Genomic DNA, 21,073 nt, shown 5'->3' with positions numbered 1-21,073 from the left:
ACCGGTCACCGCCGGGTGCGCGTCGAGATCGGCGGCGCCGGGCCGGCCCTCGGTGCGCCGGGACGGCTCCGCGTGTCGGAGCCGTCCCGGCCACTGGTTCACAGGCGGTAGACCGAACCGATCGCAGCACCGGCGTCGACCCGCCACCGGTCCATCACCGACACCGTGCCGCCCGGCCGCTCGACCGCGTTGCCCAGCACGAACGCCGCCGTCCACGAGGTCGAGTCGGCCGTACAGTCGAGATAGCCGCGGTACGAGCTGAGGGATCCCGGGTCCCCGTAGGCGTACTGCGCCCGGAACGCGCCCGGGTCGAGGTACGCCTCGAAGTCGGTACCGCTGTTGCTGGTCATCGGGGGCCCGACGAACTCCGTCGCCACCAGCGCGGAGTTCTCGGTCTGCCGCTGCCGGACCGAGGTGACGATCGCGCGGTGGGTGTCGCCGCTGACCACGACGGGGTTGAACGCGCGGCGTCCGCGGGCGGCGAGACGGGCGGCGAGCGCATCGGTCAGCGCGGAGCGGTCGGCCTCGTAGCCGGTCCACTTGTCCATCGTGCCGGGGAACCCGGGGAACCAGGAGACGGGGACTCCGGAGCCGATCGCCGTCCAGGTCGCGTGCGAGCTGGCGACCTTGCCCAGCAACCAGGACATCTGCTCCTTGCCGAGGATCGTGCCGGCCGGCGTACGCCATTGCCGGTCGTCCACGAGCAGCAGGTCGAGATTCCGCCCCCACCGCACCTGTCGGTGCAGGCGGAGGTGCTTACGGCCCGACGCGGCGTCGTAGACCGGCGGCCCGCCCCGCAGCGGCATGTTCTCCCAGTACGCCTGCAACGCGTTGCTGAACCGCTCGCGTGCCGCCTCCGTCATGTCCGGATCCCCGCCGACCACGTTGTCGAAGAACTCGTGGTCGTCGGGAACGACGTACACCGGGTGGCGGGCGTGTAGTGCCAGCAGCGCGTCGCGGGACTTGTACTGCCCGTACCGGCGCCGGTAGTCGTCCAGCGAGACCACCGCCCGGTTGGGGATGTGGCCCGGGCGGCCGAACTCGTAGATGTAGTCGCCGAGGAAGACGACGAAGTCGAGATCGTCGCGCCGCCCGAGGTCCGCGGCCCCGTTGAAGTAGAACAGACCGCCGCCGGGTCGGGCCATGTTCGCGCAGCTGACCACGGCGAACCTGGCGGTCCGGTCGGCCGACGGTACGGGCGTGGTGCGGGTCAACCCGACGGGACTGACCCAGTCGCCGACGACGAACCGGTACGCGTAGGCGGTGTCGGGACGCAGGTCGGTGACGTCGACGTGCACCGACCAGCCGTGTTCCGGGTCCGCCGTCGTGGTGCCGTCGGCGACGAGGTCGCCGGACTGAAGGGCGGCCGGCGTCCGCGCCACCTGCCACCCGACCGGCACGCTGCCGACCCCGTCCATGCCCTGGCCCACGGCGGTCGGCGCGGGCGCGAGGCGGGTCCAGATGACGACCGCCCCGGGAATCGCGTCACCGGAGGCGACGCCGACGGTGAACGGAGTCGTCGCGAAGTCCGGCACGGCGCCGGCGAAGGCGCGCGGGGCAACGGTGAGGCCGCTCGCGATCGTCGCGGTGGCCACGCCCGCGGTCCGCAGGATCGTACGGCGGCTGAGGAGGTATCGGCTGGTCATGGAACTGGGGGCCACCTTTGTCATCGATTGCTGGCCCGCACGAGATTTCAGGGGGAAGCAGACCGTACGGCGACCCGCAGGCAAACCCCGGGGGCGGGTTTGGAAACGTTTTCCTCGTCGCCGCAGCTCAGCGCCGGGGCTTGCGGATCGAGCGCCTTCGGTGCGCCGGTACGTCACCCCGGTGCGCGGCCGACCCAGGACGAGCGGGCCGGAGTTCACCTCCGGCCCGCACCCGTCTCCGAGGGCTGTCAGCCGCCACAGGAGTTGTCCGTGGTCCACTGGTGTGACCGCAGCTTGTACGTCCCCTGCAGATTGCCCCGGTTCCAGCGCCGCGTGCACCCGGCCGGGTTGTTGTAGTTGTTGCTGTAGTAGTAGCGGACACCGGGGTATCGGGTCGACTGCCCGTTGTTCCAGACCGAGAGCACATGCGCTGGCGGGCGACCTCCGCCAGTCGTTGCGTCAGACCCGGACGGCGCTGTTCCTGCTCCGGCGGTTCGGGGAACGCCACGGCGAAGCCAGCACCTGGGACACACTCGGCTGCACCTACGCGCGACTGGGCGACCACCGCCGGGCCGATCAGTGCTACGCGCACGCCCTGGCGTTGTTCCGCGAGATAGGCGACCGGTTCTTCGAGGCGGAGGTGCTGGTTCACCGGGCCGACGACCGGTGGGCGGCGGGCGACCACGGAGCGGCCCGGGCGGACTGGGTCAGTTCGATGCGGATCCTGGAGGGCCTGCGCCACCCGCAGGCAGCGGTGCTGCGGCAGCGGATCGACCAGGGCGGCTAGCTGGACAGGGCGATGTGTTGGGTTCCGATGACGGACAGAAGCTGCATCTTCTCGTAGCTTTCGCTGCCGGGGACGGCGGTGTAGACGAGAAGGGAGTGTGCCTGGTCGGGGTCGAGAAGTATCTGGCAGGTCAGTTCGAGGGCACCGATCTCGGGGTGCATGAAGCGTTTGACGCCGTTGTAGCGGATACCGACCTCGTGTTCGCTCCATACGCTGCGGAACTCTTCGCTGCGGTCGAGCAGGAGGCGTTGAAGGTGAGCCGCCCATGAGTCAGGTCCGCGGAGGGTGACCGTCCTGCGGAGCCCGGAGGCGAATACCCGGGAGTGCAGCGCGTGGTCGTCGGGGTGGTACAGGGCCCGGGTGGCCGGGTCGGTGAACCATCGGTAACCGATGCTGCGGGCCGGGCCCTGGTATCGGGTGAGGTCGCCGGTGAGAGCGACGCCGAGCGGGGTCTGCCGCAGTGTCTCGCCGAGTTCGGTGACGATCTCGGCCGGGGTGTCGGTGAGCCGGTCGAAGATGCGGAGCAGGCCGGGACTGATGTGCTCGCTGGTCGCGCCCCTCGTGGGAGGATTGTGTCCGGCGAGGCGGAAGAGGTGGTCGCGCTCGTCGAGAGACAGATGCAGGCCCTGCGCGATCGAGGCGATCATCTGCTCGGAGGGGTGCGGTCCGCGCTCCCGTTCGAGCCGGCTGTAGTAGTCGGTGGAGATGTGGCAGAGCGTCGCGACCTCTTCGCGGCGCAGGCCGGTGGTCCTGCGCCGCTGCCCGCGCGGAAGGCCGACGTCTTCGGGCTGCAACGACTCCCGGCGGCGGCGGAGGAACTCGGCGAGCCCGGCTCGGTCGATCATGGCTGCTTCCTTCCTGGTTGCCGTTCCTCTGTTCTACCAGCGGCTCCTGACCGCAGCCTCGGATTGTCGATCCCCCCTTCACACGGCGGTCCGTCAATACCGGGCGGCGGTGGTCCCCCGTAGGGTGTGACGCGTGGCGACCGATGGCGGGATCTTCGAGCTGATGCGGCGGCAGTGGTCGCAGGGACGGCTGGTGTGTGTCGGCCTGGACCCGGATCTGTCGAGGCTGCCGGTGGGCTTGGGGGCCGATGACGCGGGACGGGTGACGGTCTTCTGCCGGGAGATCGCTGACGCGACGGCGGAGTTCGCCGCGGCGTTCAAGCTCAACAGCGCGTTCTTCGAGCGGATGGGCGTACCGGGGGTCCAGGCGCTGGAGCGCACGATCACCTATCTCAAGCAGGCACATCCGGACCGTGTCGTCATCGTCGACGCCAAGCGCGGGGACATCGACAACACGAACCTCTACTACGCCGAGGCCGTCTTCGACACCTGGGGCGCCGATGTGGTCACCGTGCATCCGTACATGGGCCGCGAGTCCCTGGAGCCGTTCCTGCGACGCCGGGACAAAGGCGTGATCGTGATGGGGGCGAACTCCTGCGCCGGTGTCGGGGAGTTCCAGGACCTGCCCGTCGGCCCCGAGGGCATCCCGCTGTACGAGTACGTGTGTCGCAGGGTGGCAGGCAACTGGAACCATCTCGGCAACTGCGCGGTGACCGCCGGCGCCACCGAGCCGGCCAAGCTCGCCCGGATCAGGGAAGCCGTCGGTGACATGCCTATTCTGCTGCTCGGCCTGGGCGCTCAGGGCGGGGATGTCGATGAGTGCCTGCGGGTGGGCAAGGCGCAGGGATCGTTCGGGCTCATCGCGAACTCCTCCCGCGCGATCCTCTACGCCTCGTCCGGGTCCGACTTCGCCCAGGCGGCCCACCTTGCTGCGGCGCGTTTCAACCAGCGGCTTTCCGAATGACGCGATGGCCGAACGTGTTCCGGTCAGCTCATCAGGAGGTAATCGATGTCTGAAGTGGGGCAGCCGGCGGACGATGTTCTCGGCGCGGGAACGGGTGGCGCGGATGCTGCCCTGGTCGAGGCGCTGCGCGTTGCCGAACGGCGTCTGCAGCGGGCCCAACTGGCCTCCGATGTCGCGGAGCTGGATCGGTTGATCGATGATCGGCTCGTGTTCACCGGACCCGATGGCGATCTGTATTCAAAGCAGGACGACCTGCGGGTTCATCGATCCGGCCGGCAGTCGATGACCCGGGTGGACGAGGAGGACCTGGCTGTTCTCGTGGCCGGCGACACCGGCGTGACCTGGTTCCTCGGCACGCTGGAAGGCGCCCTCGACGGCGAACCGTTCGCCGCCCGGGTCCGCTACACCCGCACCTGGATCCTCGACGAGGACGAGGGATGGCGCCTGATCGCGGCACACGCCAGCCCCACCGGCCGGGACACCGCCACGGACGGTTGACCGGAGGGCGTATCGCAGCGGTTGCCGCCGGTTGGAGCGTCGATCCGGCTGCCGATGCGACTCTTCGCCAGTTACCTCCCCGTGACCATTCTTCTGTGGAGGCTCGATGGGAGCGCTCCCTACACTCGTCGCGATGATCACCTCACCTGAAGGAGGTTCGTGATGGGTGGAGCACTCGATCTGTCCGATCTGGACGCGGCCGACATCTCGTGGGCAGACGGCGACGAGCAGTCGACCGGCCTGTACACGGTGGCCCCGGTTGGCAGCGTTGCCGTGACCGAGGGCGCGAGCGACGGCAAGAGCTGCTGCGGCGGCGGCTGTGGCGGCCGGCCCATCCAGTGGTGCTGCATCAACTGCCACTGATCGGGTAGCGCCCCGCCGGCATGCCGCGACGCGGTGTGCCGGCGGCTGGTTGGGGCGTCGGCGCCGGCGCCCCAACCCCTGACCACACACGAGGATCCGGGAGGGATTCAGGTATGGCTTCCGACGTGAACGGCGGTGTCGAACTCAGCGTGGTGATTCCCACGCACGAGGACGCCCAGTGCCTGGAACTGACACTGCGGTCGTTGCGTCGGCAGAGCCTGGCACCGGAGCGGTTCGAGGTGATCGTCGTACGCGACGGCGGTGACGGCGGCGACTACACCGACGTCGCCGACGCCGGCAAGGGACTGAACCTGCGGCTGGTCGAACTGGCCGAGCGCCAGGGCCGGGCGGCGGCACGAAACGCGGGGGTACGGCACGCCTCGGCCGGCCTGCTCCTGTTCCTCGACTCCGACTCGTACGCGACACCCGAACTGTTGGAACGACACCTGGCCCACCACCTGGACACCGACCGGCCCGCGGTCCTGATCGGGCGGCGAGACGAACTGGGGCTGTCACACGTCAACGCCGCGCTGGCCGGCGAGCCGACCATCCCGGTACCGAACCGGCGCGCCGACGGCGGCGGTGACCTGCGGTTTCCGGCCGGGCACCCGGCCGGCGAGGAATGGTTGCAGGCGGGCTGGCTGTTCGCGTTCACCCACAACGTCTCGGTCTCCCGGAAGCTGTTCGACGAGGTCGGCGGGTTCGACGAGCGGTTCGGGCTGCGCTGGGGGCTGGAGGACATCGAGCTGTTCTACCGGGTGCACAGGCATCTCGGGCTACTCGAACGCAACTTCGCCTACGACGACGCGGCGGCCGCCTACCACCTGCCGCACCACCGCAACATCGACCGGAACTGGCAGGACTTCGCGAACAACCGCGGTCTGGTCGCCGAGAAGTACCTCGTCGTCGAGTGGGAGTTCGTCGGCATGCTGGAGGTCTACGACTCGGCGGAGCGGGTGGTGCACTACCGCGCGTCGATCGCCGACTGCCTGGCCCGGTCGGCCTGCCGGATCGGACCCGCCGTCGACCTCCTTCAGCCGCACCTGCCCGGCCACCGGGTGCTGTGGATCGGCACCGGCAGTGACCGGACGACCCTGCCCGAGGGGGCCCTGACCTTCGACTACGCCGCCCCGGCCGGCCCCACCAACCACCACCTGATCGGCATGAGCCCGCCGATCGCCCCGGGCAGCCTCGACGCCGTGGTCAGCGTCGACTTCTGGCGCTACCTGCGGTGGGACGACCTCTGCCAGTTCATCAACGTCGCCGGCGCCCTCGCCGGGGAGGTCCACCTGGTCAGCACCGGAGCCGAACTCTCCGGCGCGGTCGACCCGGACGCGTCGACCTTCGGCTACCTCACCCGTGTCCTGCGGACCGCGTTCGAGACCGCCGTCAGCGACGTCGACGGCCTGGGTACGGTGCTGCGTCTGCGCCCGCACCTCCCGCCGGCCGCCGCGACCGAGTGACCCCGGGCCGACCACGCTGATGACGCACACCCCTGTGATCGAGGCCCGCGGCCTGACCAAGACCTTCCGGATGCCCGACAAACGGCCGGGCCTGACCGGATCGCTGAGCCACCTCGTCCGGCCCCGGCACCGCTCGCACACCGCCGTGGACGGCATCGACCTGACCATCGCGGCCGGGGAAGCCGTCGCCTACGTGGGACCCAACGGCGCCGGCAAGTCGACCACCGTCAAGCTGCTCACCGGCATCCTCCAACCGACGGCAGGGCAGGTCGAGGTCTGCGGCATCGTCCCGCACCGCAACCGGTTCGCCAACGCGCGCAACATCGGGGTCCTGTTCGGCCAGCGCAGCCAGCTCTGGTGGGACCTCCAGGTCCGTGACTCACTGTCGCTGCTGCGCGACATCCACCGCATTCCACGCCGCCGGTACGAGGAACGGCTCGCCGAGTTCGACGCGTTGCTCGGCCTGGGGGAGTTGCTGCCGGTGGTGGCCCGCCGGCTCTCCCTCGGCCAGCGGATGCGGGCCGACCTGGCCGCCGCGCTGCTGCACTCGCCGTCCGTGGTGTTCCTCGACGAACCCACCATCGGATTGGACATCATCGCCCGCCAGGCCGTCCGGGACTTCCTGCGGGCCCAGTGCCGCGCCGGCACGACCGTGCTGCTGACCACGCACGACATCGGTGACATCGAGCAGGTCTGCCAGCGCCTGGTCATCATCGACGGTGGCCGGATCATCTTCGACGGGCCGATCGACGTCGTACGCGAGCAGGTCGCCCGGCAGCGCACGCTGCACCTGACGCTGGACGCCGACTGGACCGGGAACCTCGACGCCGACCTGCCGGGCACCCACCTGTCCCCGGGGACGTCACCCCGGCACATCTCGATCGCCTTCGACCACGCGACCTACGGCGCGGGCGAGGTCGTGGCGGCGGTGGCCGCCCGGGTCCCGGTCGTCGACCTGCGGATCGACGAGCCGTCGATCGAAGACGTGGTACGCCGGGCGTACGCGGGCGAACTCGGTCGGCCGACCTCGGCGACGCCGGCATGAGACCGTACCGGAGTCTGGCCCGGATGGCCTGGTCGACCGTCCTGGTCTACCGGGGTGAGTTCCTGCTCCAGCTCGCCGGGGTCGCGGTGCAGACCGTGGCGCTGTTCGCGGTGTGGCGGGCGTTGTTCGCCGCCGAACCCGGGGGCGAGATGGCCGGACTGTCCTGGGAGCAGATGAAGGCGTATCTGTTCATCGCCTTTCTGACCGGCACCCTGCTGTCCAGCTTCACCGACGGGCAGATCGCCGTCCGGGTGCTGGACGGTTCGGTGGCCCTCGACCTGGTCCGGCCGATCGACTACCAGTTGGCGCGGTTCGCCGAGTCGGTCGGCTATCTCGTCGGTGAGCTGTTCGTGGTCGCGGTGATGGGCTCGGTCCTCCTGGTCGCGTTCGGGGGGATGCCGCTTCCCGACCCCGCCCAGGCCGGGGTGTTCCTGCTCAGTCTGGCCGCGATGGTGCCGCTGAAGTTCGCGCTGGTGTATCTGGTCGGGCTGGCCTGTTTCTGGACGGGCAACTTCCACGGCCTGAGCCTGTCCCGGGTCGCGATCACCAACATCCTGTCCGGCGCGCTGGTGCCGATCGCCCTGTATCCCGGATGGCTGCAGACGATCTGCGCCTGGTCGCCGTTTCCCGGCATCGTCTCCACGCCGGCGCTGATCTTCCTCGGCCAGGTTCGGGGCGCCGAATCGATGTGCCTGATCGGCACCCAGTTGCTGTGGGTCGCGGTGCTCTGGATCGGCGCCCGACTGCTCTGGCGCGTCGCGGTACGTCGGCTCGTGGTGCACGGGGGCTGACATGAGCGGGCCGATCGAGGCGGTACGGATCTACCGCAGACTGCTCGGGGCGCACCTGCGTGCCGTCCTGGAGTACCGGGCCGACGCGTTGCTCACCATCGGCGCCGCCGTGCTGGGCCAACTGGCCGGGCTGGTCTTCGTGGCCACGATCTTCCGGCAGGTGCCCGTACTACAGGGCTGGACGCAGTGGGAGGTCCTCTGCGTCTGCGCGATGGTGATGCTCGCCGAGGGGATCGGCTCGCTGTTCTTCGAAGGTGCCTGGCATCTCAGCGGCATGGTGAACCTCGGCGCCCTGGACTACCAGTTGGTCCGCCCGTACCCGGTGGTGCTCCAGGTGACCGGCGCGGCGGTCGGCGTCAACGGCCTGGGCAACGTCGTGTTCGGCACGTTGCTGCTGGCCGCGGCGGTCGGCCGGATCGACGTGGCCTGGTCACCGGCCACCGTGCTGTGGGCCGGGCTCCTGCTGGCCAGCGGACTGCTGGTGAAGATCGCCGTCAACCTGGCCACCAACGCGGTGGCGTTCTGGCTGCTCAGCCCGTCGAACTCGATCGCGGTCAGCGTGCACATGCTCGGCGACCTGGCCCGGTACCCACTGACCGTCTACGGCACCGGCGTGCGGTCGCTGCTGACCGTCGTCCCGGTCGCCTTCGTCGGCTATTTCCCCGCCGCGGCACTGCTGGGCAAAGGTGTCTCGGCCACGGTCGGAACGTTGACCCCGGTCGTCGCGCTGGCCTGCGCCTTCGGCGCCTGGCGGGTCTTCGAAGCCGGGCTGCGTCGCTACGAAAGCGCGGGAAACTGAGATGGGACCCCAACCGCAGAGCCGGCCCGGGCCGGAGGGTGTCGAGGGCGTCGTCGGTCGCTATCTGAACGCGGTGCGCGCCCAGAGCGCCGCCGCACCCGCCTCCTACCCACCGCCGCGGAGCAAACGCTATCCGGGCAGCCCGCGTACACCGCTGCCCTGGCCGGGACCGGGGGCACCACCGCTGACCGGTGCCGGCCTCGACCGGATCAGCGCACTGCTGCTGGGCTACGGACCCCGCCGGGTGGAGACGCTGACCTCCGCCGGGCTGTCGGCGTTGACCGGCACCCCGTCGAGCGGGCCGGTCTTCGCCCGCGTCCTGCCCGCCTGGTTCACCCTGCGCTGGTCCGTACCGTCCGGGGGTGCCTACTATCCCGGCGAGATCTACCTCGCCTGGACCGGGTCCGGTGAACTGCCCGCCGGCGTCTACCACTACGACCACGTACATCACTGCCTGGAACTGCTCCGCGCGGGAAATCCGGTCGCCGAACTGGACCGGCTGCTGGGCCCGACGACAAACCCGGCGGACCGATCACGGCGCAGCGCCCTGCTGCTGGCCTGCCGGCCGTGGAAGAACAGCGGCAAATACCGCGCGTTCGGCTACCAGCTGGGCACCATCGACATCGGTGTCCTTCTCGGACAGTTGCTCACGTCGACACCGGCCGGCACCGTCCACCTGGCTCCCGATCCGCGGGCCGCCGACGACCTGCTGGGCCTCGACGGCCTGGTGGAGAGCGTCTACGCGGTGATCGAACTCCCCACCACCGCGACGGTCGAGACCGGCACCCCGCCGGCCCGGACCCCGCCGCCGGACCCGGTCGGCCTGACCAACGACCGGCTCGCCCTGGCCGACGCCGATCCCAGCGCGGTCGCCCTGCACCGGGCCATCTCGGCCGGGGGTGACGTGGCGGTCCGCGCGGATCCCCACCCGCCGGACACCGGGGCGGCGGCACCACCACCGCCGCCCACCACGGCACCGGTCCGCCTGCCCGAGGTCACGCCCCTGAACCTGGTCGACGCCGCCGCCGGCCGGGTCTCGGCCAGCGACCTCGCCCCCGGCCTGCGCCTCGGGCAACTCGCCGACGTCCTCGCGTACGCCGGCGGCCACCGGGCCACCACCACCGCACTGGACACCCTGTCCCGGCACCCGCTCCACCCGTCGCTGTGGTGCCTGGTCAACCAGGTGGACGGGCTGCCGCCCGGCGCCTACCGGTACGACCCGCGACAGCACCTGCTGTGGCCATCGGCCGGCGCCGGGCCGCAGGCCCCGACCACCAACGTGGTCGACCGCCGGATGGCGACCGCCGGCGTCACCGTCTTCGTCGTCGCCGGGGGAAACCCACCGATGGCCGACCTGACACCCACGGCGTTCCGCCAGCTCCACCTGCTCACCGGCGCCGTCGTACAACTGACCGCCCTGGCCTGCCAGGCGGTCGGCGCGGCGGCCCGCCCGATCGGCGGGTTCTCGGCCCGCGACGCCGCCGAACAACTCGGACTGCCGCACGGACACACCCCCGTGGTGCAGCTCCTGCTCGGTGCGCCGAAACCGCGTGCCGGACTGCTGGCCGTGGCACTCACGGAAGGAACCTCGGATGGATGACGACCAGATACCGGTGCTGACCGGCCAACCGGCACCGGACACGGTCCTGGCGACCCTGGCCCGACACGGGGCGGCACTGCTGCGCGACGGCGGCTGGCGGCGCGAGACGTTCGTACGGCTCGGCGACGCGTTGATGACGCCACTGCCGTACGACGGCGCATTCCACGACGAGCGCGACGTCGTCGGTGACGACCCGACCACGACCACGGTCACCCGGGGCACCCAGGGAATGCCGCTGCACCGCGAGGCGTCGTACGCCCCGGGCTCACCCGACCTGCTGACCTTCCTCTGCGAACGACCGGCGGCCGACGGCGGCGGCACGACGCTCTGCGACGGGGTCGCGCTGCTCGCCGCCCTGCCCGAGCCGGTACGTGAGCAGTTCGAAAAGATGGAAATCATTTGGGAGAGCCGGATGCCGACCGCAGCCTGGCAGCAGATGTTCGGCACCACCGACCGGGCCGTAGCGCGGCGCTCGCTGCGGCAGTGGGAGCCGTACCTGCGGCCGTGGGAGTCGATCCACGTCGACTTCACCGACGAGGTGATGACGACCGGCTTCGGCACCCGCTGCACCCCGCCGACCAGGTTCGGCGCCGTCCCCGCCTTCTGCAACTCCCTGTTCATCAGCCGGCCGCGCGACGACGAGTACCGGGACCAGCGGCTGCGGGTGCGGACCCCGGCCGGGACACCGGTCGACGACGACCTCGTCGCCACCGCCGCCGCGGCGGCCGCGGACCTCACCGTCACCGTGCCCTGGCAGGCGGGCGACATCCTGCTCGTCGACAACTCCCGGTACCTGCACGGCCGTCAGGCGTTCCAGGACACCGGACGCGCCGTCCTCGTCCGGATGGGCATGCTCGACCGGGCGGCGGTGACGGCATGAGAGCCAAGCTGCGCGACGACCTGATGTACGTGGCGACCGACGCCGGCGTCTACCTCGAGACGGGTACCACCAGCACCGAGATCAGCGGCGGGGCCGCGTACGGACTGATCCGACGGATCGCCCCGCACCTGGACGGCAGCCGGACCGTCGCGGAACTGACCGAAAGCCTGCCCGCCAACCAACAGCGGCTGGTCACCGACCTGGTCGCCATGCTCGTCCACCGTGGCATCGCCCGTGACCTGGACCGGGAGCCGCCACACCGGCTACAGGACTGGGAACTGAGCCGATACCGGCAGGCGATCTCCTTCGCCGAACACACCGCCGACGCCCCGCTGCACCGCTTCGAATCCTTCCGCAACAGCCGGGTCCTGCTCATCGGCGCCGGACCGGGCCTGGCCGCACTGGTCCAGACCCTCTTCGACCTCGGACTGCGGACGGCCACCCTGGTCGAAACCGCCGAGTCGCCGACCGAACAGGCGGCCTGCCAGCGGATCCTCGACCGCTGCCGGGCCGATGACCCGACCGTCGAGCTGAGTCTGCGCCCGGAACTCGCCGACGGCGCCGCGCTCGCCGCCGTGGTCGGTGAATACGACGCCGTACTGCACTGCACCGACCGGCTGATGGCCGGCCGGGCGCTGACCCTGAACCGGGTGGCCCGCGCACACGGGGTACCGGTGCTGCACGCCCTCGCCACCGCCGGCAGCGCCTGGGTCGGCCCCACCGGCGGTGGAGCTGTCGGCGGCTGCTGGGAATGCGCGGTCCGGAGCCTGCACGGCACCAGCCCGTCCGGCGAGGCACCGTTGGAAACGGACCACCCGGACGCCGTCGCGGAATACCTCACCGCTCCGGTGGGCGCACTCATCGGAACGGCGCTCGGATTCGGCTACTTCCGGCACGCCGTCGGCGCCGAGACCGCCGCCACCAACCGCATGACCCACATCGACCTGGAATCGGCGGTCACCAGCGAACACCTGCTCGGCGTCCATCCCCGCTGCCGCGCCTGCCGCGGTTCCGTACCGGCGGAACCGCTTGCCGAGCGGATCGCGGTGATGGCCCGCCGGACCCCGGTCGACGCCGAGACGTTCGCGACCCGGGTGGCCACGCTGATCGATCCTCGGCTGGGGCCGATCCTCGACATCGGCACCGGCCGGCAGTCACAGATGTCGGTGAGCTGCATCGAGGCGACCGTCGCCGACGTGGCCGGCACCGGGACCGGACCGACGACCGTCACCGCCATCGGTAACAGTCGCCGGCAGGCTCTGAGCCGTGCGGCGGTGGCCGCGGTGGAGTCGCTCGCCGAGCGGGCGGCCACGGTGACCGACACCGCGCCGGCCGGAACCACCGACCTGCCCCACTGGTGGGACCCGGCCACCGGCGAGGTCGTCCCGGCGGAGCCCACGGCACCGCTGGTGGCCGCCGGGTTCACCTGGGCGGAGGCCCAGGGCCGGGCGCTGCTCAGGCTACGCCGTTCGGCGGCGACGGCACCGGACGCCGGCCACCTGCCCGGCCCTCCCGACCCGGCCGGCTCCACACCCGACCCGGCGGTTCCGGTCGGCTCCACACTCGACCCGGCCCACTGGCCCGAACCGGTCCGGACCATGGCGGCGGACATGAGCGTCCTCGGACACGACCTGCACGCCTGGCGCGACGCGTCCAGCACCCCGACGGTCTTCGTCGGAACCGCCTCCGGCTGGCTCGCCCACACCACCGCCTCGGACACCGACACCGCCCTCGAACAGGCGATGCAGACGGCGGTCGCCGGCCTCACCGGTCGCAGCCCGGCCGGCGCGGACGTCGGTCCGGATCTCGGCGCGGGAGACTGGGACAGCTGGCTCGCCCCACTGCTGAAGGAGTTGACCGACTCCGGGCAGCGGCTGCTCCTGCGGCCGGTCGACCATCTCCCCGACATCCACGTGCTCCCGTTCCTTGTCGAAGCCATGCTGGCACCCGGACCCGGGAGTATCGGATGACCGAGACGATGACCGCGCCGACACCGGCCGTTCAGGTCCACGGGGACGGCGTCCTGTTCCAGGCCGTGGTGGCGGCGACGGACCGGTTCCGGACCGACCACGGCCGCGCCGTCGACCTGTTCGTCGTCGACGGCGTCGACCAGGCCGACCAGGTGTTGGACGCGGCCCGCGCGGCCTATCAGGGCGGGCGGGACTTCCTGCCGGTCTACCCGACCCCGCGTGGCGTCCGGATCGGTCCGTTCACCGTCGCCGGGCAACCCGGATGTCACCACTGCGTACGGGTCCGCGAAGGCCGGGCGCGGGTCACCGGAACACCCCAGCGGTCGGCTCTCTGGCAGGGCCTGTACGAGGGATCCGTCACCGCGCCGGCTCCCGTTCTCGGCCCGCCGGTGCTCACCACCGTGGCCGCGTTGGTGACCGATGAGCTGGCGCGCGTGGCGCGCGGTGCCACACCCCGCTGCGCCGACGCGCTACTTGAGGTCACCACCGCCACCCTCGCGGTCAGCCGGCACCGGTTCATCGCCGACCCCGAATGTCCGATGTGTTCGACCCTGCCCGACGACGGTCCCGAGGCCGGCAGCTTCACCCTGGTGTCCCGGCCGAAACAGGCTCCCGACGACTACCGCGCCCGCAGTCTCGCCGCCGAGCACGAGCGGCTGCTGGAAACCATGGTCGACGTCGAGACCGGACTGATCTCGTCGATGACCATCCACCACAACCACCCCATGATCCTGGCCGCGGCCATCGGCGGACCGGCGTGCTGCACCGACCTGTCCGGCTACGGGCGCACGTTCAGCTATCCCGCCAGTGTGTCGGTCGCCATCGCCGAGGCGCTGGAGCGGCTGGGCGGCACCCTGCCCCGGTCCCGCCGGACCCGGGTAACCGCCTCGTTCGCCGAACTCGGCCCCGAACGTGCGGTCGAACCGCCGACCCTGGGACTACCCGACGCCCCGCCGCACGAACACGCCGTGCGCTACCACCCAAACCTGCCGGTGGAGTGGGTGTACGGCTACTCCTTCCGCCGGGGCGGCCCGGTCCTGGTCCCGGAGAGTTCGGCCTACTACGGCTCCCACGCGACGGCCTTCGGGCTGGAGAGCTCCAACGGCTGCGCGCTCGGCGGAAACCTGGAAGAGGCCATCCTGCACGGCATCTTCGAGGTGGCCGAACGCGACGCCTTCCTGGCCACCTGGTTCGCCCGGCTGCCGGTCCCACGGGTCGACCCGCTGACCTCCGCGGACCCGATGACCCGGCTGCTGGTGCGCTGGCTGGAACGGTCCACCGGAAGTCGGCTGCACGTCTTCGACATCACGATGCCGGAAGGGGTTCCCGCGCTCTGGTTGATGCTGGTGGACGAGACAGGCCGTCCGGGTCAACCCAAGGCGTTCTGTGGCGCGGGTGCGCACCTCGACCCCGAGCGGGCGCTGTGGTCCGGGCTGGTCGAACTGGCCAGTGTCGCCGACGCCACGAAGGAGATGGTGGCCGGCGACACCACGGCACCGGGATTGGTCGCCGACTCCGACCTGGTCCGGTCGATGGAGGACCACGCGCTGGTCGCCGCCTCCCCGGACAGTTGGGACCGGTTCGGCTTCCTCTACCGACGCGACGAGATCGTCTCGATGGAGACCGCGTTCCCGTACTCGAAGCGTTACCGGCCGGCCACCGATCTGCTCGCGGACCTGCGTTGGATCGTGGACCGGTATCTCGACAGCGGTCTGGACGTGGTCGTCGTCGACCAGACGGCCCGGGAACAGGCCGCCGTCGACCTCACCTGCGTCAAGGTCATCATTCCGGGCACGCTGCCGATGGTCTTCGGGCACCGGAACCGGCGGGTCGACCTGCCCCGGCTGCGGGAGCTTCCGGTACGGCTGGGGTACCGATCCACACCACTACCCCCCGAAGAGATCAACCCCTATCCGCATCCATTCCCCTGACTTCCGTCCTGAACCCAGGGTGGGTGCGTCGCCGGCCGGACCACGACGTCGCACCCACCCTGCCGGGGATCGTTTCTGAGTCGGCGTCAGAAGAGCGGTCCCGCACAGGCCGCCATACTGTCGTCCATGAGCCTGGCCGTGCGCACCGACGACAACTGCCGGCTGTGGGTCGAACAGGCCGGCACCGGGCCGCCGCTGGTGCTCTGCCACGGCGGTCCGGGCCTGTGGGACTATCTCGACCCGGTCGCCCGGCTGCTCGAAGATCGTGTCCGCACCATCCGATGGGACCAGCGCGGCTGTGGACGCTCACAGCGGTGTGGACCGTACAGCGTCGCCCGGTTCGTCGCCGACCTCGACGCGGTACGCGACCAACTGGCCGGACCACGAATGGCCCTGTTGGGTCACTCGTGGGGTGCGTACCTGGCGTTGCGGTACACCATCGAGCACCCCGAACGGGTCAGCCATCTGATCTACGTGTCCGGGACCGGCATCGACCCCGACCGCGGCTGGCACCCGCACTACGAGCGGAACCTGAGGCTGCGGCTCGGGCATCATCTGGACCGGTGGGCGGAACTCGGCGGCCGCGCCCGTACGCCCGCCGAGGACCGGGAACAGGCGGTACTGCAATGGTCGGCCGACTTCACCGACCACGGCACCGCACTGCACCACGCCGAACGCATGGCCGACCCGTGGCTGGGCATCAACCACGACTGCAACCAGGCCCTCAACGCCGAGGTCAAGCAAGAGCTCGACAACACCGAGACAGCCGTACGGTGCCGAGCGCTCGACCTGCCCGTGCTGATCATCGACGGCGCCGAGGACATCCGTCCCCGCTGGGCCGTCGACTCGCTGCACCGGGCGTTGACCGACAGCCAACGGGTGAGTCTGGCCGGAGCCGGCCACCTGCCGTGGGTCGAAGGGCCGCACGACTTCCGTCGGGCGGTGACCACGTTCCTGACACGACACAGTGGCCAGACCCGCGGAACTGGTCCGTGACGCAGCCCGGGGGAGGGTCGCAGACTGACCCGGTGACCGCGGACCGGCCCGACAAGGTCGAACTGGATCCCGAACGGCAGGACGTCGCCGGCGGTCTCGTCCTCTTCGACACGGAGGTGGGTCGGCGGTCGCGTTCAAGTCCGGCACGCTGCCAGCCTGCCGGGCGGCGACCTCGCCGTATGGCGCCCAAGGCCACGACTCGAACAGCCTGGGCGGGGCCACGCAGGCTTTGCGTGGCCCCGTCGGAACCTACGCCAGCGGGGTGGTGCGGGTGCCGTGGCGACGGCGGCGGGTGAGCGCCAGCAGGGTGGCGCCGACCAGGACCACACCGGCGCCGGCACCGGTCAGCAGGGCGGTGTTCCCGCCGGTCACCGGTAGGCCGCCACCGCCACCGGAATCCACCGCGGTGAACACGGTGAACGTGTCGGTGTTGTCGCTCGGATCCCGGTCCGGCGCAGCCTCCGGGTCAGCACGCACCGGGCTTGCCTGCTGAGGCAGTTCGGCGGGGACGTTCCGGGGAATCTCCTCGTCGACCAGCGCCCGCACCTCCAGCCGTCCACCTGCCAGGTGCGCCGGGGCGGGCGCGGACTTCGCCACCCGTACCGGGAACCGGAACCGCAGCCCCGAATACCGGTCGTCGTTCGGGTCGGTGTCGTCCTTGGCCGGGATGAGTGACAGGCCACGGTAGACGCAGGTGGCCTCGCGGCGCCCGGCGCCGTAGTCGCACCCGGACACGTCGCCCTCGAAACTGACGTGCTCGGGCAGCCGGACTGTCAACTCGATCTCGCGGACCACTGTCCTGCCCTGGTTGCCGATCTCGAACCGCAGGTCACCCCGCCCACCCGGGACGACCGTGCCGACCCGCCCGGAAGCGTCGGCTGGTACGTCCCGGGCCAACGCGTACAGATCCGCGCCGACGACCGCGTCGCTGCCGGTGAGCCGGCTCAACACGCTGTTGTTGGCCGGCACCGGATCGGTCCCCGCGTGCCAGACGTACGTGGTGAACTCACCGAACGTGCCGATCACACCCCCGCCGAAGATCGGGAACGCCATGTCGAGGGTCAACGACCGGCCCGGCCCCAGGTCCGGCAGGTCGCACTCCGTGCCGACGGGCACCAGACGGTGGCCGGGCGGGATCGTCGGCATCGGCGACGTCACCGGCCCGGGCCGGTCACACCAGGTGATCTCGCCCGCGTCGGTGGATTCGCCGTCGACCCAGCCGACCAGCCGCAGCCGGATGCCGGTGGCGGTGGCCGGGCCGTGGTTGGTGACCTTCAGAGTGGCGATCTTGCGTTTCACGGGGGTGGTGACCGTAAGGCCGCGGGCGGTGACCGACAGGTCGGCCGAACCGCTTGCCACGGCGGTCGCGGTGCCGGCCGTTCCAGCCGGGGGCGCGGTGTCCGTCGTCGCGGTGTCGGCGGTCCCGCCCGGCGTGGGGTCGGCCGGTGCGCCCGGCGGGGAGCCGGGGGCCGCCGAGGCGGCGCTCGCGGCTCCGGCGACCAGGCCGGCGAGGAGCAGCATCGCGGCTCCGGCGCGGTGGAACAGGGGACGGGTGTCACGCATGAATACGCACTGTAACCAAGATCGCACGGTGACGTTGTCCCGTGCCGGTGCGGGGCAGCCACCGTGCGCAATCTCCCATCTGCGGGCGTCGGCCTGCCGATGGTTGCCGACGCCCGGCAACGAGCGGACCTGGTTGTTGACCGGGAGTCGCCCCTGTCGACCGGGGTGGCTCCCGGCGCACGCTGGTGGTTCCATGCGCTGTTCCCGACTCCGGCAGGAGGCGGTGGACACCCGCCGTCCGGTGGTCCAGCGTTCGCACAAGGAGATGAGATGCCCGCCACCACGTCCGGCATTCCCGCACCGCAACACGTTGCCGTCATCGGCGCGGGAATGGTCGGCCTGGCCACCGCATGGTTCCTGCAGGAGCGGGGGATCGAGGTCACCGTTCTCGATCGGGACGACGTGGCCGCCGGCGCCTCGTGGGGCAATGCCGGCTGGCTGACACCGGGCATCACCACTCCGCTACCGGAACCGGCGGTGCTCCGTTACGGTCTGCGCGCCCTGCTGAGCCCGGCATCGCCGGTTTACGTTCCGCCCCGTGCGGATCCGCACCTGCTGCGTTTCCTGGCCGGGTTCGCGCGGCACAGCACCGCCGGCCGGTGGAAAGCCGCGATGCGCGCCTACATCCCGATCAACCGACGCGCGTTCGAGGGCTTCGACGCCCTGGAGGCCGGCGGGGTCGCGTCCACGGTCAACGAGGCGAAGTCCTTCATCGCCGCATACCGGACCGAGACCGAACGGTCGAACCTGTTGGACGAGTTGGAACACATCCGCTCCGCCGGTCAGGAAATCGAATTCGACGTCCTGACCGGCGCCGGGGCGCGCGAGTTGGAGCCGGCACTGTCCGATGACATCGGCGCCGCCATCCGTCTGCACGGTCAGCGATTCGTCGACCCGGGGCACTACGTTCACGCGCTCGCGGCCTCGGTCCGCGCGCGGGGCGGTTGGCTGATGCCGAAGACGGACGTCGTGGAGATTCGCGATGAGGGGCCGGGGGTGCGGGTCGTGACCGGGGCCGGCCCGGCTGGCAGATATGACGCGGTGGTGCTGGCCGGTGGTGCGTGGATCGGCAGGCTGGCACGCCGTTTCGGGGTCCGGACGACCGTGCAGGCCGGTCGTGGATACAGCTTCAGCGTCGGGATCGAACATCTCCCGGCCGGCCCGGTCTACTTTCCCGCGCAACGGGTAGCGTGCACTCCGCTGGGAGACCGCCTCCGGGTAGCCGGGATGATGGAATTCCGTTCGGCTGATGCGCCCCTCGATCCGCGGCGCATCGCGGCCATCGCCGACGCGGCACGCCCGTTGCTGAGGAACGCCGACCTCAACGCCCGCACCGACGAATGGGTCGGCGCCCGTCCCTGCACCCCTGACGGAATGCCCCTGATCGGTCCGACCAGGTCACCGCGGGTCTACCTGGCGGGCGGCCACGGCATGTGGGGCATCACCCTCGGCCCGATCACCGGCAAGCTGCTGGCCGAGCAGATCGCCACCGGCGGGCAACCCGCCGAGACCCGGCCTTTCACCCCGCTCCGGTGAGGCCTGTCCCGTCGAGGCCACCTGTTCGAACTGCCGGCCGTCGACAATGGGCACGGTGGTTCGCGGACGGATCCGGCGATGACTGGAAGGGGGCGTGGGCGGTTACCGCCCGCTGGTCGTCGCGGACGTTGCCGGAGCGGAAAGGTTCAGGCATTCGAGTACGAACCGCAGTCGTTCTCGTGGGTCGACGCGAGGCAGTTCGATCAGCTGGTAGCCGCGCCGGCGGTAGGCCTCGACGATCGCCTCGGAGGTCTGCCGCGCCTCCACCAGGGTCTGGCGTCGCTCGGCATCGTTGCGGTAGATCTCGGGCCACCATGGCGCGAGGAAGACCTGCGGCCGGTACCGGAAGGCCGCGATCGCGGCCTCGACGTGTGGGGGCACCGGGCTTGCGGTCAGCCGGTAGTGGGCCGCCAGGCTCGGCAGCGCGTGGTCGAAGAACACCGGCTCCGGCTGGTTGAGCGCCCAGCGGTAGGAGCGCAGATCCCAACACAGGTTCAGTTCGGCGCGTAGCGTCGGGTCGGCCAGGGCCGGCCCGCCGATTACGGTCTGATCTTGGATGATCGCCCGCCCGGCCTCCGGTGCGGTGGCGAAACCAGCCTCGTGCAGCAGGCTGATCAGGGTGGTCTTGCCGGCTCCGGGACCGCCGGTGATGACGACCAGGCCGCTCTGGGGAGAGGTCATGATGGTTCCAATCTCGTGGGTGGGATCCGCGCGGCGGCATGCCTGCGGGAGGGGCGACGTTCGCGGCAGGGAGGGGCGGACGGGCGCCAGCGGGGGACGAGTCCACAGAGAGCTGACCGGCCGATCTGCGCGGCGATGAAGGTCGATCGCCAGCGTGAGGCAGCGGCCCAAGTTCCGACGGCGGTGAGTACACGCCGTCATTCACGAACTTGCCGTACCCGGAGAATTCTAACGCCACCGACAGATGGCACTCGTCGCGGTCATCGCAAGACATGGATGGGGTTGTATATTTCCGCCATGGCTCTTCGGGTGCGCCTCGTGGTCCTTGCCGTACTTGGTGTTATGGCGCTGGTGCTCGGTGCCACGCCCGCGAGCGCCGTGCCGGCGGACGAGCCGCCATTGTTGTGCCTCGTCACGACCTCGACGGTCGCGTGGGACGGCGGCTACCAGGTGGACGTCACCATCAAGAACATCAGCTCCGGCCGGATCACGTGGCGGGGCAAGGTTGCGCCGCCGACCGGGACCATCACCGGGTGGGGCGCCACGTTCAACGGGGTCGGCGGCCAGCACACCATCGACCCACCCGCCCACGCCCCCGTACTCGGATCCAATGCCATCTCCAAGTTCGGCTACACCGGTACGGGCAGTAGCGTGGCCCTGCCCACGATCACCTGCAAGGCGTCCGACTGAGACCAGCGTGTTCAACCGGGCGGCG

General features: G+C 70.8%; 20 protein-coding genes. 15 read left to right on the top strand and 5 right to left on the bottom strand.

Going from position 1 to position 21,073, the window contains the following annotated elements:
• Window positions 1–98: 98 nt before the first annotated feature.
• Together AB0I42_RS21365 and AB0I42_RS21360 are read right to left on the bottom strand one after the other, a co-directional pair.
• Complete coding sequence (locus tag AB0I42_RS21365; RefSeq protein ID WP_357539298.1) at window positions 99–1,646, bottom strand: alkaline phosphatase D family protein; 1,548 nt, start codon at window positions 1,644–1,646, stop codon at window positions 99–101.
• A 248-nt stretch (window positions 1,647–1,894) separates the two neighbouring features.
• Window positions 1,895–2,071 (bottom strand): hypothetical protein, encoded by a 177-nt coding sequence (locus tag AB0I42_RS21360; protein WP_357539297.1) that lies wholly within the window; start codon window positions 2,069–2,071, stop codon window positions 1,895–1,897.
• A 29-nt stretch (window positions 2,072–2,100) separates the two neighbouring features.
• Between AB0I42_RS21360 and AB0I42_RS21355 the strand changes: the two genes are divergently transcribed.
• Window positions 2,101–2,433 carry a tetratricopeptide repeat protein gene (locus AB0I42_RS21355; RefSeq protein ID WP_357539296.1) on the top strand — a complete coding sequence of 111 codons (333 nt, stop codon included), beginning with the start codon at window positions 2,101–2,103 and terminating at the stop codon, window positions 2,431–2,433.
• On the opposite strand, the gene AB0I42_RS21350 is transcribed toward AB0I42_RS21355, so the two are convergent.
• Entirely contained in the window at window positions 2,430–3,278 is an 849-nt protein-coding gene (locus AB0I42_RS21350; protein ID WP_357539295.1) for a helix-turn-helix transcriptional regulator, read from the bottom strand. The two genes, AB0I42_RS21355 and AB0I42_RS21350, sit on opposite strands and share 4 nt — an antisense overlap.
• A 163-nt stretch (window positions 3,279–3,441) precedes the next feature.
• Between AB0I42_RS21350 and pyrF the strand changes: the two genes are divergently transcribed.
• The 12 genes from pyrF (at window position 3,442) to AB0I42_RS21290 (ending at window position 16,578) form a co-directional block, all read left to right on the top strand.
• Entirely contained in the window at window positions 3,442–4,242 is an 801-nt protein-coding gene (gene pyrF, locus AB0I42_RS21345; protein ID WP_357539294.1) for an orotidine-5'-phosphate decarboxylase, read from the top strand.
• A gap of 45 nt (window positions 4,243–4,287) precedes the next feature.
• Entirely contained in the window at window positions 4,288–4,740 is a 453-nt protein-coding gene (locus AB0I42_RS21340) for a nuclear transport factor 2 family protein (RefSeq protein ID WP_357539293.1), read from the top strand.
• Between the two features lie 162 nt (window positions 4,741–4,902).
• On the top strand, window positions 4,903–5,103 hold the full coding sequence (locus tag AB0I42_RS21335) for a hypothetical protein (RefSeq protein WP_357539292.1): 201 nt from the start codon (window positions 4,903–4,905) through the stop codon (window positions 5,101–5,103).
• A 113-nt stretch (window positions 5,104–5,216) separates the two neighbouring features.
• Window positions 5,217–6,566 carry a glycosyltransferase family 2 protein gene (locus AB0I42_RS21330; RefSeq protein WP_357539291.1) on the top strand — a complete coding sequence of 450 codons (1,350 nt, stop codon included), beginning with the start codon at window positions 5,217–5,219 and terminating at the stop codon, window positions 6,564–6,566.
• A 19-nt stretch (window positions 6,567–6,585) separates the two neighbouring features.
• On the top strand, window positions 6,586–7,611 hold the full coding sequence (locus tag AB0I42_RS21325; RefSeq protein WP_357539290.1) for an ATP-binding cassette domain-containing protein: 1,026 nt from the start codon (window positions 6,586–6,588) through the stop codon (window positions 7,609–7,611).
• Window positions 7,608–8,402, top strand: a complete 795-nt coding sequence (locus AB0I42_RS21320) for an ABC-2 family transporter protein (RefSeq protein WP_357539289.1) — start codon at window positions 7,608–7,610, stop codon at window positions 8,400–8,402. Before AB0I42_RS21325 ends, AB0I42_RS21320 begins: the two co-directional genes overlap by 4 nt.
• A gap of 1 nt (window position 8,403) precedes the next feature.
• Window positions 8,404–9,201 (top strand): ABC-2 family transporter protein, encoded by a 798-nt coding sequence (locus tag AB0I42_RS21315; protein WP_357539288.1) that lies wholly within the window; start codon window positions 8,404–8,406, stop codon window positions 9,199–9,201.
• 1 nt (window position 9,202) lies between these two features.
• Entirely contained in the window at window positions 9,203–10,801 is a 1,599-nt protein-coding gene (locus tag AB0I42_RS21310; RefSeq protein ID WP_357539287.1) for a nitroreductase family protein, read from the top strand.
• Window positions 10,794–11,681 carry a TauD/TfdA family dioxygenase gene (locus AB0I42_RS21305; protein ID WP_357539286.1) on the top strand — a complete coding sequence of 296 codons (888 nt, stop codon included), beginning with the start codon at window positions 10,794–10,796 and terminating at the stop codon, window positions 11,679–11,681. Before AB0I42_RS21310 ends, AB0I42_RS21305 begins: the two co-directional genes overlap by 8 nt.
• Window positions 11,678–13,651: a TOMM precursor leader peptide-binding protein gene (locus tag AB0I42_RS21300; RefSeq protein ID WP_357539285.1), complete on the top strand. Its 1,974-nt coding sequence runs from the start codon at window positions 11,678–11,680 to the stop codon at window positions 13,649–13,651. Before AB0I42_RS21305 ends, AB0I42_RS21300 begins: the two co-directional genes overlap by 4 nt.
• Complete coding sequence (locus tag AB0I42_RS21295) at window positions 13,648–15,582, top strand: TOMM precursor leader peptide-binding protein (protein ID WP_357539284.1); 1,935 nt, start codon at window positions 13,648–13,650, stop codon at window positions 15,580–15,582. Before AB0I42_RS21300 ends, AB0I42_RS21295 begins: the two co-directional genes overlap by 4 nt.
• A gap of 126 nt (window positions 15,583–15,708) precedes the next feature.
• Window positions 15,709–16,578: an alpha/beta hydrolase gene (locus AB0I42_RS21290; RefSeq protein ID WP_357539283.1), complete on the top strand. Its 870-nt coding sequence runs from the start codon at window positions 15,709–15,711 to the stop codon at window positions 16,576–16,578.
• Window positions 16,579–16,827: 249 nt separating this feature from the next.
• Here AB0I42_RS21290 and AB0I42_RS21285 read toward each other — a convergent pair whose 3' ends face one another.
• A complete protein-coding gene (locus AB0I42_RS21285) occupies window positions 16,828–18,141 on the bottom strand; it encodes a hypothetical protein (protein WP_357539282.1) in 1,314 nt (437 codons plus the stop codon).
• Window positions 18,142–18,411: 270 nt separating this feature from the next.
• On the opposite strand from AB0I42_RS21285, the gene AB0I42_RS21280 reads away from it, so the two are divergent.
• Window positions 18,412–19,677 (top strand): FAD-dependent oxidoreductase, encoded by a 1,266-nt coding sequence (locus AB0I42_RS21280; RefSeq protein ID WP_357539281.1) that lies wholly within the window; start codon window positions 18,412–18,414, stop codon window positions 19,675–19,677.
• Between the two features lie 102 nt (window positions 19,678–19,779).
• On the opposite strand, the gene AB0I42_RS21275 is transcribed toward AB0I42_RS21280, so the two are convergent.
• Complete coding sequence (locus AB0I42_RS21275) at window positions 19,780–20,358, bottom strand: AAA family ATPase (RefSeq protein WP_357539280.1); 579 nt, start codon at window positions 20,356–20,358, stop codon at window positions 19,780–19,782.
• A gap of 297 nt (window positions 20,359–20,655) precedes the next feature.
• Here AB0I42_RS21275 and AB0I42_RS21270 point away from each other — a divergent pair, with 297 nt between their 5' ends.
• On the top strand, window positions 20,656–21,048 hold the full coding sequence (locus AB0I42_RS21270) for a cellulose binding domain-containing protein (RefSeq protein ID WP_357539279.1): 393 nt from the start codon (window positions 20,656–20,658) through the stop codon (window positions 21,046–21,048).
• The last annotated feature ends 25 nt before the right edge of the window (window positions 21,049–21,073 follow it).

The sequence above is a fragment of the Polymorphospora sp. NPDC050346 genome (assembly GCF_040655695.1).
GTDB lineage: Bacteria > Actinomycetota > Actinomycetes > Mycobacteriales > Micromonosporaceae > Polymorphospora > Polymorphospora lycopeni.
This window is presented reverse-complemented; position numbering and strand designations above follow the sequence as displayed.